Origin of the sequence: Halosubterraneus shenae (genome assembly GCF_050510935.1) — an archaeon.
Taxonomy (GTDB): domain Archaea; phylum Halobacteriota; class Halobacteria; order Halobacteriales; family Haloferacaceae; genus JBDGPU01.
Genome location: NZ_JBNLVO010000010.1, coordinates 1 through 12,568 on the forward strand (window position 1 = coordinate 1; position 12,568 = coordinate 12,568).

The window sequence follows — 12,568 nt, forward strand, 5'->3', positions numbered from 1 at the left end:
GTGAGGCGGGCGGTTTCGAGCATAGACCACTCAAAGATCGTCCCGCCTCACCCTTCATCCTTATCTGAACACCGCCTCGCGGGCGCCGGGCGGGACGCTCGCGGCCCTCTGATAAATGACAGCGGTCGAGTCCGGTCGGAGGGCGGTGAGCGGGTGAACGGCCGGAACCGACGGTCGTTTGCCCTTATAAGTCCGGCTCGGCGGCTCCGAGCTCCGAACGATCGAGGGCTCCGGGTTCCGAGCGCTCAGCGGCTCCGAGATCCGAACTCCGCCGAGACGTGTCGCCAGCGACGGTGAGGCGAGTGCCCCGGGCCCGACGCCGGCGCTACAGCTGCTCTTCGATCGCCTGCAACACCCGAGCGCTCGTCCGGATCCCGTTCTCGAAGTTCTCGACGTCGAGGTGCTCGTTCGGCGAGTGGTTCCCCTGGTCGTGGTTCGCGTAGGGAACGATGAGCACCGGCACGTCGCTGAGGGCCTCGACGTCGCGGAAGTAGGCCGCGGGCAGGCTCCCGCCCAGCACCGGCAGTTCGATCGGCGAGTCGCCCCAGACGGCCGCGAGCGCGCTCTCGACGGGATCGGCGGCGGGCGTGTCGACCGGCGTCTTCATCGGCGGGAACGTGCTCTGCTTGGTGGCCTCGACGTCGGGCGCGACCTCGTCGAGATGGTCGCGGATGGCCGCGAAGACATCGTTCGGGTCCTGGTGGGGGACGAGCCGACAGTCGAGCTTCGCGGTGGCCTCGTTCGGGAGGACCGTCTTCATCCCTTCGCCCTGGTAGCCCCCAGAGAGGCCGTTGATCGTCATCGTCGGCTGGGTGAGCAGGCGCTCGTAGTAGGGGTCGTCGCTGGCGAAGTGGGACAGCTCGAGGTCGGCCGCGATCGCCGCGCTGTCGTCCGGGATGGCCTCGACGAGCTCGCGGTCCGCCTCCGTGATCTCGACGCCGTCGTGGAAGCCCTCGACCGTGATCTCGTCGCCGCCGGGGCCGCGCATCGAGGAGAGCGCCTCGACGAGCTCGTTCGTCGCGGCCGGGACCGGGCCGCCGAAGTTGCCCGAGTGGAGATCCGTGTTCGCCGTGCGGTGATCGAGCTGGAAGGAGAGCACGCCGCGGTTGCCGTAGATGAGCGTCGGCCGGCTCTCGCGGGCGACCTCGACCGGTTCCTCGCCGTCGACGAACTCGTCTTCGGCGTCGGCCGCGCCCGGGGCGACCGCGTGCTGGGGGCCGTCCGCGACGTAGACGAGGTCGGCGTCCTCGATCTCGCGGGCGCCGTCCTCGAGGTACTCGCGGAGCCCGTGGCTGCCGCTCTCCTCGCCGCCCTCGATCAGGAGCTTTACCTCGACTTCCGGGAACGCGTCGGCCGCGAGCAGCGCGTCGACCGCGAAGGCGTGGCAGGCGAACTGGCCCTTGTTGTCGCCGGCGCCGCGCGCGTAGATGCTCCCGTCGCGGACGGTCGGCTCGAACGCGGGGCTCTCCCAGGCGTCCTCGTCGCCCGGCGGCTGGACGTCGTAGTGGCCGTAGAAGACGACCGTCGGCACCTCGTCGGCCGGGACCTCGCCGCGCGCGACGGACTCGGGCACGCGCTCCGCGTACACGAGCGGATGCCGGCTCGTCTCGATCAGCTCCGTGTCGAGCCCCGACGCCTCGAGGGTCTCGACGACGAGGTCGCCGGCGACGGCCATCCCCTCGCTGGTCGTCGAGATGCTCGGCTGCCGCAGGAGGTCGAACAGGCGCTCGCGGTACTCGTCGAGGCGGTCGTCGATGGCGGTCGTTACCGGGTCGTCGGCAGGTGCGTCATCATCGTCGACGTCGTCGACGTCGTCGCTCATGCGTAGGCTCACGACCGCCCGGGGTTTTGCCGTTCGGGTTGCGGAACGTCGCGCTGGGGTGCTGATGCTGGAGCGAAGGCGAATCGTGTGCCACGTTCCGCCTTCGCAAGAACTACGGCTATCTCGCACGTCACTCCCTCAAGGGATCCCCGTGGCCAATCAGGACGCTCGCGTCGACATGACGACGGGGCGGATCACGCCGAAGCTCTTCCACCTGGCGTGGCCGCTCGTGCTCGGCAACCTCCTCCAGACGCTGTACAACCTCGCGGACATGTTCTGGGTGGGGCGCGTGAGCGCCGAGGCCGTCGCCGCCGTCTCGCTGATGTTCCCGCTCTCGTGGATGTTCGTCAGCTCCGCGATGGGCGTCACGGCGGCGACGATCGCCGTCGTCTCCCAGCACGTCGGCGCCGGCAACGACCGCCACGCGGACCGGGTCGTCGCGCAGACCTGCATCCTCGCCACGGTCGTCTCGCTCGTGCTCGCGGTCGGCGGCTTCCTCGCGCGCCACTGGCTGCTCTACTGGATCGGCGCCCGCGACCAGGTGTTCGTCGAGGCGCTCGCGTACATCGAGGTCATCTTCCTCACGCTGCCGCTCACGTTCCTCTTCTTCGCGTTCCGCGCGTCCCTGCAGGGCGCCGGCGACACGAAGACGGCGATGTGGCTCGTCGCGGTCTCGGCCGGGATCAACATCGTCATCGACCCCTTCTTCGTCCTCGGCTGGGCCGGGTTGCCGGCGATGGGCACGCGCGGGGCCGCGCTCGCGACGCTCGTCTCCCGCCTGTTCGCGACGGCGGTCGGGATCTGGATCCTCGTTCGCGGGAAGCGCGGCATCCAGCTCCACCTCGGCGACCTCCGCCCGGACCCGGCGATCCTCCGGAAGCTCGTCGACGTCGGCTACCCGGCGACGCTGGACGGCTGGGCGCGCTCCTTCGCCGCCGTCGCGATGGCCGCACTGGTCGCGCGCTTCGGCCCGGCGGCGACGGCGGCGTACGGTATCGGCGTCAGGCTCATGTCCGTCTCCTGGACCGTCTCCGGCGCGGTCGGCCAGGCGACGTCGACCGGCGTCGGGCAGAACCTCGGCGCGGAGACGCCGGACCGCGCAACCCGCGTCACGGGCGTCGCGACCGCCGCGACGATGGGGATCCTCTTTGCCGCGGGCGGGCTCGCCTGGCTGTTCCCGGACGTCGCGATGGGCGTCTTCATCGACGACCCGGCGGTCGTCTCCGAGGGCGTCCGGTTCCTCCGGATCATCGCGCTGACCTGGGGCTTCTTCGGCGGGCTGATGGTGATCCAGGGTGCCTTCCGCGGCGCCGGCGACACCAAGGTCGCCATGACGCTCTCGCTGCTCTCGCGCTGGATCGTCCGCATCCCCATCGCCGCCATCACGGCCTTCGGCGCGGTGACCGTGCCCGTCGTCGGCGTCTCCTACACGGGCCTCGGCTGGGGCGTCGACGGCCTCTGGTGGGCGTACGCGACGAGCGCCGTCGTCTCCTTCGTCGTCGGCGTCGCCTGGTTCCTGCGCGGGACCTGGCAGGAGGGGGTCATCGAGGAGGAACCGCCTGCGGGGGCCGCGGCAGATCCCGATGCAACCGCGAGCGAAGACGCCGGCGACGAGGTGGTCGCGACGACGGAAGAACAGGGGTCGGACGCGCCGACGGACGATTAGGCGCGCTGCGGGAGGTCGCCGTTACTCCGCCAGCCGCTCGCGCAGCAGCTGGTTCACCTGGCCGGGGTCGGCGGAGCCGCCGGTCTGCTGCATCACCTGGCCGACGAGGAAGTTGATCGCGCCCTCGTCGCCCTCGTGGTAGTCCTCGACGGCGTCGGGGTTCTCCTCGATGGCGGTCTCGACGGCGGTCTCGACCTCGCCGGACTCGGCCTTGCCGAGCCCCTCCTGTTCGATGACGGTGTCGGGGTCGACGCCCTCGTCGAGCATCTCGCGGAGGACGGTCTCCTCGGCGTTCTTCGTCGTCACCTCACCCTCGTCGACGAGCTCGACGAGGCGTGTGAACTCGTCGAGCCGGTCCTCGACGTCGGTGATCGCCATGTCGCGGTAGTTGAGCTCGCCGAGGAGGTTGTCGGCGACCCACGTCGCCGCGAGGTCGGGGTCGAACGACTCGGCGACGTCCTCGAAGAAGTCCGCAACCTCCTTCGTCGACGTGAGCTTCGAGGCCGACTCCTCGTCGAGCCCGTACTCGGTCTGGAACCGCTCGCGGCGGGCGTCCGGGAGTTCCGGGATCGGGATCTCCTCCTTCCAGTTGGACACCTCGAGGGCGGGGAGGTCGGCCTCGCGGAAGTAGCGGTAGTCCTTCTCCTCCTCCTTCGAGCGCATCGAGACGGTGATGCCGCGGGACTCGTCCCAGTGGCGCGTCTCCTGGGCGACCTCGCGGCCGCGCCGCACGGCGTTCTTCTGGCGCGTGACCTCGTACGCGAGGGCTTTCTCCGCGGCCTTGTGGCTGGAGATGTTCTTCACCTCGGTGCGGTTCGCCGCCTCGAGGGCTTCGTCGGGGATGTGGCCGTCTTCTTCGACTTCCTCCCCCGGCACGAGCGAGATGTTGGCGTCCACGCGGAGCGAGCCGTCGCGCTGGGCGTCGAAAACGCCGAGGTACTCGAGGACCTCCTCGAGCTTCGCGAGGAACGCGCGCGTCTCCTGGGGCGACCGGAAGTCCGGGTCCGTGACGATCTCCATCAACGGCGTGCCGGCGCGGTTGTAGTTGACCAGCGTGTAGTCGGCGGTGTCGATGGAGCCGCCCTTGTGCTGGAGCGAGCCGGGGTCCTCCTCGAGGTGCGCCCGGGTGACGCCGATCTCTCGGCGCTCGCCCTCGACCGAGACCTCCAGCGAGCCGTCCGCGCAGATCGGCGCGTCGTACTGCGTGATCTGGAAGTTCTTCGGCAGGTCGGGGTAGTAGTAGTTCTTCCGGTGGAACTCGGTGCGCTCGGGGATGTCCGAGTCCAGCGCCTTGCCGATCTTGACGGCGGCCTCGACGGCGCCCTCGTTGAGGACGGGGAGCGCGCCCGGGAGCCCGAGGCAGGTCGGGCACGTGCGCGTGTTCGGTTCCTCGTCCTCGGCCGGTTCCGTCGAACAGCTGCAGAAGATCTTCGTGTCGGTTTCGAGCTGAACGTGGACCTCCAGCCCGATGACGACCGCTAGCTCCTCCTCCGCGGTCTGAGTACTCATTACCGACGCGTAGCGCGGCCGCTGTGTAAAGCGTGTCGGGATACGGAGCCGCGACTCGCACCTCGGGGCCTCACCGTGAGTGACCATCCACGTTGGAACGGAACCAGCTACAGTTCGCTGACGTCCATCGATCCGTCGACCGAGAGCGTCCCTCTCGTCCCGACGGTGACCTTCATAATCGTATCGATACGGCCGACAGGCCCTCTTTCCGACTTGGCGTACATTTCCCCATATGCCCGATATGTTCCATACGGACAATCGGCATCAGGAACACCGAGCGGAAAGTAGTCGGCAACGGCAGTCGCCCCCGGGGTGAGTTCGAGACCGCCGGCCTCCGCCGTTTGCCGAACGAATTCGGGCATCTTCCAGCACTCCTCGTAGACGGCGTCGCCGATCGTCAGCGACTCGCCCGAATCAACACCTGAATACTCGTTGACTGCGTCGGATTGCTGGGGAAACAGTTTCAACGGCGTCGAGGCGTCCACCTGCTCGGCACGATTCGTGTCGAAGCCCACAGGAACCGGGTCGCCACCGGTGACCAGCAGCGTGCGGTCCGTGTGGTTCGTCAGCGCCGCTCGAACGCGCCCCGGAGCGTCGCTACTCGGTTGGCGAACCACCGTGACGAGAAACTCGAAGTCGGACTCCGAGACCGGTTCCGGCGGTTCAGCGGTTTCCGCTTTGGTAGTTGTCGGGTTCGGAGACTCTGACGGTGTGCTGCTCGCCGTTTGCGTCTCTGGTGAGGTGTCCGTCCGAGAAGTCTCCGTCGCGGTCGACGGCACGTCCTCGCTGGTCGCCGAACACCCACTGAAGGCGGAGAGCCCGGCCAGCGCCGCCAGCACTCGTCGTCGGTTCGGGGAGGGCATAAAAAAATTCGCCGCGGCCGGCGCTGAAAGTTCTTTCCCCGGTCCTGTCCCCCTTACTCCTCCTCGATCAGCCGCATTCCGGCCGGATGCGTCCGGCAGACGTCGGGGTCGTAGCCGGCGTCGGAGAGGCCCGTGCCGAGCGCGAAGACGGTCCGGCCCAGCATCGCCATCGACGCCTCGCCGCCGGCGTCCTCGACGGCGTCGATGGCCTCGGCGACCTCCGGCACGAGCAGGCCGACGTCCCTCGTGAACTCCTGCGCGGCGGCGACGAGCGTCGAGAGCCTGGGGTTGCGTTCAAGGGTCGTGAGCGCGCGCTCGCCGGCCGCCGTGAGGTCGGACGTGTCGCCCTCAAGCACGTCGACCGTCGAGAGCTCGCCGAAGGAGACGTACTCGACGCGCGTCGTCGCCGGGACGCCGTCGAGCCGGCCGTAACCTGGGGCGCCGGGCTCGAAGCGGATCGGGATCCCGCCTCTCGCCTGCGCGACGACGTCGCCGAGGCCCGTCCCGGCCTCGACCTCGGCGACGTGGGCTGTCCGGATCAGGTCGTTCTCAGAGCGCCCGCAGTCGAAGGCCTGGTTCGCGGCGAGGGCGGTGCCGAGCGCCGCGGCGCCGGAGACGCCGAAGCCGGCGCCGATAGGGAGCTCCGTCTCGACCGCGACGTCGGCGTCGACGTCGAGGGCATCGAGGACGCGTTCGACAGGCTCGACGTCCACGTCGTCGCCGTCGACGGTGAGGCCGTCGCCCTCGGAAACTGTGACTTCGACGCCGTCCGTGAGCGTGAGGCCGGCGCCGCAGGAGCCGGCGGCTGCGGGTTCGTCCGCCGGATGTGCGCTGAAGAACGCGGTGATGTGGCCCGGCACGAAGGCGGTCGATCGCTCGTCAGTCATAGTGAGGTCGACACACACCTCGGGATTAACGGTTGCCATCCGCGGCGGGCGCGGCGATGTGTCTCCCGGGTCGGCGTCCGCCTAAAAATGAAGGTAGTCGAATTCGACGTCTCGCGCGCGGCCGGCTATGGCGAGAGGCGCTGGCGGTCGCGCGGGTAGAGCACGGCCTCGCGGATGTTGTCGAGGTCGAGCAGCGTCATGATGAGGCGCTCGGCGCCGATGGCCCAGCCCGCGTGCGGCGGCATGCCGTACTTGAACATGTCCGTGTAGTACGCGAACTCGTCGGGGTCGAGCCCCTGCTGCTCGAACCCTTCGATGAGCTGCTCGTAGCGGTGCTCACGCTGGCCGCCGGAGACGAGCTCCATGCGCGGGTGCATCAGGTCGAAGCCGGTCGAGAGGGCCTCGTCGTCGTCGTGGTCCTTGATGTAGAACGGCTTGATCTCGGAGGGCCAGTCGGTGATGAAGTAGTGGCGGCCCATCTCCTGGCCGAGCGCGTGCTCGCCCTCGGTCGGGAGGTCGTCGCCCCAGACGAGCTGCTCGTCGAGCTCGCCGGTCGCGTTGATCTTCTCGATGGCCTCCTCGTAGGTGAGTCGCGGGAAGGCGTCGTCCGGGACCTCGAACTCGCCGGCGAGCCCGAGCGTCTCGAGCTGGTCCGCGCAGTTCTCGGAAACGGCCTCGTAAGCCGACTTGACGACGGACTCACAGACGTCCATGGCGTCCTCGTGGTCGCAGAAGGCGCCCTCGAAGTCGATGGAGGTCGCCTCGTTGAGGTGCCGCGGCGTGTTGTGCTCCTCGGCGCGGAAGATCGGGCCGATCTCGAAGACGCGCTCGAGGTTGGAGCCGGCGGTCAGCTGCTTGAACAGCTGCGGCGACTGGTTCATGAAGGCCTCCTCGCCGAAGTACGTGATCGGGAACAGCTCCGTGCCGCCCTCGGTCCCGGTCGCGACGATCTTCGGCGTGGTGACCTCCGTCGCGTTCGCGTCGCGGAACGCCTCGCGGGCTGCGCGCAGGATCTCCGAGCGGATCTCGAAGATGGCCTGCACCTCGTCCTTGCGCAGGTCGAGCGTCCGGTTGTCGAGTCGGGTCGAGAGGTCGGCGTCGACCTTGCCGGAGGGGTCGAGCGGGAGCTCGGTGTCCGCCTCGGCGATGACCTCGACCGATTCCGGCGTGATCTCGACGCCGGTCGGCGCGCGAGGCTCCTCCTCGACGGCGCCCGTGACGGAGACGACGGATTCGCGAGCGGCGTTGAGGCCAGTCTCGACGAGGTCGTCGTCCATCTCGTCCTTCTCGAACTTCACCTGGATCTTGCCCTCGGTGTCGCGCAGGATCAGGAACGCGATGCCGCCGAGGTCACGGATCTCGTGGACCCAGCCAGCGACCGTCGCGTGGTCGCCCGGCTCGGCGTCGGCCGTGTACGTACGGTCTTCAAGTCCTTCCATACACACGCGTACCGCGGTTACGGCTTAAAAGACGTTGATTCGAATTTTGCTTATGGGGATGGCTCACGTGGTTATCGCAAGCTTTCGGGTGGGTCTTCGTCGTCGGTGGTTGCGTCGGGTCCAGTTCGAACTTCGGCGACGTTGGCAACTCGACTTCGTTCGGAAGTTCGGTCGCTATCTTCTCTCGTGGCTCCACTCGATATCCACCGAATTCCACAGCCGTCGAGGCGATCACGTTTTTAAACGAACTCGGCTGTCGTCGCTGGCGATACCACTCGGCAGGTCTTGAAAGCCCCAGCCGGCGAGCGGTCGCGCTGCTCGCTGCGCGCCTCGCCAGCTCACTCGCTGCGCGCCTCGCCAGCTCACTCGCTTCGCTCGTTCGCTGGCTCTGTGCTTGCGTCGCAGGGCGTCCCGCTCGCCGGCTGCCCCTTTCAGTCCCACCCACCGAGTGGTTGCCAGGCGTCGCTCGCGGCGGTTGGTTCACGGCTATCGCTTGGCGGGTGCTCGGCGTGCGGTACTGGGCGGCTGGCGCGCGCGAGCAACGCGTGCGAGGGAGGCCGGTGGCGCGCCGGAGCGGTGCGGTGCCGGCGCGCCCCGGCCGAGGCTGGGGAGGGCCGAGGCTTGCGGTTTCTGGGCGGTCGCGGTGCGGTCGCGGTTGCGGTGCTGTGCGGTCCTGGCGGACTGAAAGGGCGATGGCCGGTCGCGCCGGAGGGGGAGTCGCTGAGCAGGCCCTATCTGCGCGGGCGGTGCGGAGAGCGCAGATATCCTCAGCGACCGCGAGCGGCCGAGGGCTTTCTGGGTGTTTGCGGTGCTGTCGAGAGCAAGACCGTATCACCTGCCCAAACCTGCGCATCCCGAGCGGCCGAAGGCTTTCCCGGCGTTGCAGCCTGTTATATCGATGGTCGCTATTTAGAATCCAGCTACACCCGCGTCTCGGCCAACGATTAACCCCCTCGCGCCCCATACTCGAAACATGAACAAACTCGTGGATGGCGAGTGGCGCACGGACGCCTACGAGGCGACGGGCGAGTCGGGGGAGTTCCAGCGCGAGGAGACGAACTTCCGAAACTGGCCGGTCGGCTCCGAGATCCCGGCCCACGTCGACGCCGAGATCGACGAGCGGTTCGAGCCCGAACCGGGGCGCTACCACCTGTACGTCTCCTACGCCTGCCCGTGGGCGCACCGCGCGCTCACCGTGCGCTCGCTGCTCGGTCTCGAGGACGTCATCGACGTCAGCGTCGTCGACCCCTTCCGGGCCGAGGACGGCTGGCAGTTCACGCCGGAGAAGGCCGGCTGCACGCCGGACAAGATCCACGGCGCGGATTACCTGCGCGAGCTGTACGTCGAGGCCGACCCCACCGCGACCTGTCGCGTGACGGTGCCCGTGCTCTGGGACACGAAGGAGGACACCATCGTCAACAACGAGTCGCGGGAGATCATCCGCATCCTCGACACCGCCTTCGCCGAGTTTGGGAACGGACGACGCCTGCTCCCCGAGGACGAGGAAGCGATCCGCGGGGTCGACGAGCTCATCACCGACATCTACGAGCCGATCAACAACGGCGTCTACCGCGCGGGCTTCGCCCGCTCGCAGTCTGCCTACGACGGCGCCATCGACGACCTGTTCGACGCGCTCGACCGCTACGACGAGCTGCTGGCGGACCAGCGGTTCCTCGCCGGCGACCGGCTCACCGAGGCGGACGTCTGCATGTTCACGACGCTGATCCGGTTCGACCAGGTGTACCACACGCACTTCATGTGCAACGTCCAGCAGATCCACGAGTACGACAACCTCTGGCCGTACCTGCGCGACCTCTACGGGACCGGCGACGTCGCCGAGACCGTGAACATGGACCACATCAAGGAGCACTACTACACCACCCATCCGGACGTGACCCCCTCCCGCATCGTCGCTCGTGGGCCTGACCTCGACTTCGAGGCTCCGCACGACCGCGACGCACTCGCGGAGTCGCCGCCGCTGCCCGAGGGGAGCGCCGTCGCGGACGACTGACCACGCAGACGCCGACGACAGAACCACACCACCTTCCCGTCGCGACGTTCCGCCTTCCAACTTCTTAACTCGGCGGCGGCCGACCTACGCGCATGCACCAGCCAACAGAGCGCGTCCGCGCGACGGAGCGGTCGCGCATCCGGGTGATGTTCGACCTCGCGGAGCAGGAACCGGCCGACCGCGACCTCGTCCGGCTCGAGGTCGGCGAACCCGACTTCGACACCCCCGAGCACGTCGTCGACGCCGCGGCCGAGGCCGCCCGCGGCGGGGCGACGCACTACACTTCCAACGCGGGCCTGCCCGAGACCCGCCAAGCCATCAGCGACTCGATGGCGGAGAACTACGGCATCGAGCACGATCCCGACGAGATCGTCGTCACCGTTGGCGGGATGGAGGCGCTCCACCTCGCGACGCTCGCGACGGTCAACCCCGGCGAGGAGCTGCTCTACCCGTCCCCGGCCTGGCCGAACTACGAGACGCAGGCGCTACTGGCCGACGGGGAGCCGGTCGAGGTACCGATGCCGGCCGAGAACGACTACGACCTCGACGCGGACCTCCTGATCGAGGAGATGAGCAAGAACACCGCTGCGGTCGTCCTCACCACGCCATCGAACCCGACCGGCCGCGTCTTCGATCCGGCCGAGATCCGCGCGGTCGTCGAGGCCGCCGCGGACTACGACGCTTACGTCATCGCCGACGAGGTGTACGCGGGCCTCACGTACGACACCGAACCCGAGGGCATCGCCTCGCTCACGGGGCACCCGGACCACGTGCTGACGGTCGGCTCCTGCTCGAAGAAGTACGCTATGACGGGCTGGCGGCTCGGCTGGCTCGCCGGCGACTCGACGGTCATCGACCAGGTCGTCTCGATCCACGAGTCGACGACGGCCTGCGCCTCCAGCGTCGCGCAGGCGGCCGCCATCGAGGCGATCACCGGCCCGCAGGAGCCCTTCGAGGAGATGTACGACGCCTTCGAGCGCCGCCGCGATTACGTCGTCGGGCGCATCGAGGGCATCGACGGCCTCTCCGCGCCGCGACCGGAGGGCGCTTTCTACGCGTTCCTCGACCCCGACGTCGACGCCGACTCCCTGACGTTCGCGAAGTACCTCCTCCGCGAGCACGGCGTCGTCCTCGCACCGGGCGACGGTTTCGGCGACGCCGGCGAGGGGCGGCTCCGGCTCTCCTTCGCGAACTCGATGGATCGGCTGGAGGAGGGGATCGACCGGATCGAAGCCGGGATTCAGTCGTACTGAAGCAGGAAGCGTCGCTTTCGGGCGGTCCTCTTTATAAGTAGCCGAGCGGGATCTGCCGGTTCAGACCTACCGCATGTCCTCACAGCCGTGCTCGCACGCCGCCTCCGCGACCTCGTCCGCGGCTGCGCCGCTGGTGAGGTAGTTGACCGCGGCGTCGTAGCCGTCGCGTGCGAACTGGAGTTCGATCGCCCGACAGAGCCCGCGTGAGGATCCTGTGACGACTACTGCTGGCACGTCTGGAGCCTCGCCGTCCGGCCACCTGAATCGACGCGTTCTCCGGGACGTTGCCTACTCGTCCGCGAGCGGGGCGTCAGGCGAGGGTGCCTCCGCGTTCTCCGGGGCGGCGCCGCCGAACTCGCCTTCGCGCATCACGCGCTCGGCGTCCGCGAGCGCCTCGTCGGCGTCGAACGCGTCGACGACGGCCCGGAGCTCCTCGTCCGTCGCGTCCGCGAGGTCCTGCGCGTGCTCAGTCACGTTCGGCACCGCCCGGATGATGTTGTCGATGATCGGGATCGCGGCGGTCTGGGGCGACCGGGAGCCGGGGTTCAGGTCGATGACGATCTCCGTCTTCCCCATCTCGGCCAGCGCCTCCGCGCGGTCGCCGTCCTCCAGGGGAACGAGGACGACGTCCGCGGCGCCGATGCCGTCGGCGTCGACGGTCCCACGCGCGTGGTCGAGCCCCGGGATCTCGCCGTCGCCGGTGAGCCCCTTCACGTTCTCGGCGCCGTGGGCCTCGAGGTGGTCGACGATCGCGCGCATGCGCTCCTCGGTCCGGTTGAAGAGGTTGACCTCGAGGTCGGCGTCGACGGCCTCGGCAAGCGCGACGATCTCGCCCGGCACGAGCGCCGCGACGTTGCCGTTGACGGAGAGGACGGGGTGGTCCGCGAGCAGGAGCTGGGCGGCGGCCGCCCGCTCGGCGGCGTCGGCGGAGTCGATCGTGCGCTCGCCGAGCAGGTAGTCGAACGCTTCGCCGCGGCCCTGGGCGATCAGCCCCTGTCTGGACGTGATCCCCTTGTCGACGCCCGCCTCGATGCGGTGACGCGTGAGGAGGGAGGCGTAGCGCGGGTGGTCCTCGGGGATCTCGACGTCGCTCATGATCGATGGTAGGTGATGGACTG

Annotated in this window: 10 protein-coding genes; 3 read left to right on the forward strand and 7 right to left on the reverse strand. The window is 68.8% G+C overall.

Annotated features, from left to right (window positions below; all coding sequences use genetic code 11):
• Nucleotides 1-325: 325 nt before the first annotated feature.
• A complete protein-coding gene (locus tag ACQE3M_RS15830; protein ID WP_430506490.1) occupies nt 326-1,822 on the reverse strand; it encodes a M20/M25/M40 family metallo-hydrolase in 1,497 nt (498 codons plus the stop codon).
• Nucleotides 1,823-2,000: 178 nt separating this feature from the next.
• On the opposite strand from ACQE3M_RS15830, the gene ACQE3M_RS15835 reads away from it, so the two are divergent.
• Entirely contained in the window at nt 2,001-3,488 is a 1,488-nt protein-coding gene (locus ACQE3M_RS15835; RefSeq protein WP_430506529.1) for an MATE family efflux transporter, read from the forward strand.
• 21 nt (nt 3,489-3,509) lie between these two features.
• Here ACQE3M_RS15835 and gatB read toward each other — a convergent pair whose 3' ends face one another.
• The 4 genes from gatB to aspS form a co-directional block, all read right to left on the reverse strand.
• Complete coding sequence (gene gatB, locus ACQE3M_RS15840) at nt 3,510-4,997, reverse strand: Asp-tRNA(Asn)/Glu-tRNA(Gln) amidotransferase subunit GatB (RefSeq protein WP_430506491.1); 1,488 nt, start codon at nt 4,995-4,997, stop codon at nt 3,510-3,512.
• A gap of 107 nt (nt 4,998-5,104) precedes the next feature.
• Nucleotides 5,105-5,512, reverse strand: a complete 408-nt coding sequence (locus ACQE3M_RS15845; RefSeq protein ID WP_430506492.1) for a hypothetical protein — start codon at nt 5,510-5,512, stop codon at nt 5,105-5,107.
• A gap of 401 nt (nt 5,513-5,913) precedes the next feature.
• Nucleotides 5,914-6,747 carry a pantoate kinase gene (locus ACQE3M_RS15850; RefSeq protein ID WP_430506493.1) on the reverse strand — a complete coding sequence of 278 codons (834 nt, stop codon included), beginning with the start codon at nt 6,745-6,747 and terminating at the stop codon, nt 5,914-5,916.
• Between the two features lie 125 nt (nt 6,748-6,872).
• Nucleotides 6,873-8,186: an aspartate--tRNA(Asn) ligase gene (aspS, locus tag ACQE3M_RS15855; protein WP_430506494.1), complete on the reverse strand. Its 1,314-nt coding sequence runs from the start codon at nt 8,184-8,186 to the stop codon at nt 6,873-6,875.
• A gap of 973 nt (nt 8,187-9,159) precedes the next feature.
• Between aspS and ACQE3M_RS15860 the strand changes: the two genes are divergently transcribed.
• Together ACQE3M_RS15860 and ACQE3M_RS15865 are read left to right on the forward strand one after the other, a co-directional pair.
• On the forward strand, nt 9,160-10,197 hold the full coding sequence (locus tag ACQE3M_RS15860; RefSeq protein WP_430506495.1) for a glutathione S-transferase family protein: 1,038 nt from the start codon (nt 9,160-9,162) through the stop codon (nt 10,195-10,197).
• A 92-nt stretch (nt 10,198-10,289) separates the two neighbouring features.
• On the forward strand, nt 10,290-11,450 hold the full coding sequence (locus ACQE3M_RS15865; protein WP_430506496.1) for a pyridoxal phosphate-dependent aminotransferase: 1,161 nt from the start codon (nt 10,290-10,292) through the stop codon (nt 11,448-11,450).
• 66 nt (nt 11,451-11,516) lie between these two features.
• Here the strand turns inward: ACQE3M_RS15865 and ACQE3M_RS15870 are convergent, their stop codons facing one another.
• Complete coding sequence (locus ACQE3M_RS15870; protein ID WP_430506497.1) at nt 11,517-11,684, reverse strand: hypothetical protein; 168 nt, start codon at nt 11,682-11,684, stop codon at nt 11,517-11,519.
• Between the two features lie 54 nt (nt 11,685-11,738).
• Entirely contained in the window at nt 11,739-12,545 is an 807-nt protein-coding gene (locus ACQE3M_RS15875; RefSeq protein ID WP_430506498.1) for a 4-phosphopantoate--beta-alanine ligase, read from the reverse strand.
• Nucleotides 12,546-12,568 lie beyond the last annotated feature (23 nt).

What these genes read in the sequence shown, in the direction of transcription:
- ACQE3M_RS15830 (WP_430506490.1), bottom strand. Translation starts at nt 1,822, where the DNA reads ATGAGCGACGACGTCGACGACGTCGACGATGATGACGCACCTGCCGAC.
- ACQE3M_RS15865 (WP_430506496.1), top strand. Translation starts at nt 10,290, where the DNA reads ATGCACCAGCCAACAGAGCGCGTCCGCGCGACGGAGCGGTCGCGCATC.
- aspS (WP_430506494.1), bottom strand. Translation starts at nt 8,186, where the DNA reads ATGGAAGGACTTGAAGACCGTACGTACACGGCCGACGCCGAGCCGGGC.
- ACQE3M_RS15875 (WP_430506498.1), bottom strand. Translation starts at nt 12,545, where the DNA reads ATGAGCGACGTCGAGATCCCCGAGGACCACCCGCGCTACGCCTCCCTC.
- ACQE3M_RS15850 (WP_430506493.1), bottom strand. Translation starts at nt 6,747, where the DNA reads ATGACTGACGAGCGATCGACCGCCTTCGTGCCGGGCCACATCACCGCG.
- gatB (WP_430506491.1), bottom strand. Translation starts at nt 4,997, where the DNA reads ATGAGTACTCAGACCGCGGAGGAGGAGCTAGCGGTCGTCATCGGGCTG.
- ACQE3M_RS15835 (WP_430506529.1), top strand. Translation starts at nt 2,001, where the DNA reads ATGACGACGGGGCGGATCACGCCGAAGCTCTTCCACCTGGCGTGGCCG.
- ACQE3M_RS15860 (WP_430506495.1), top strand. Translation starts at nt 9,160, where the DNA reads ATGAACAAACTCGTGGATGGCGAGTGGCGCACGGACGCCTACGAGGCG.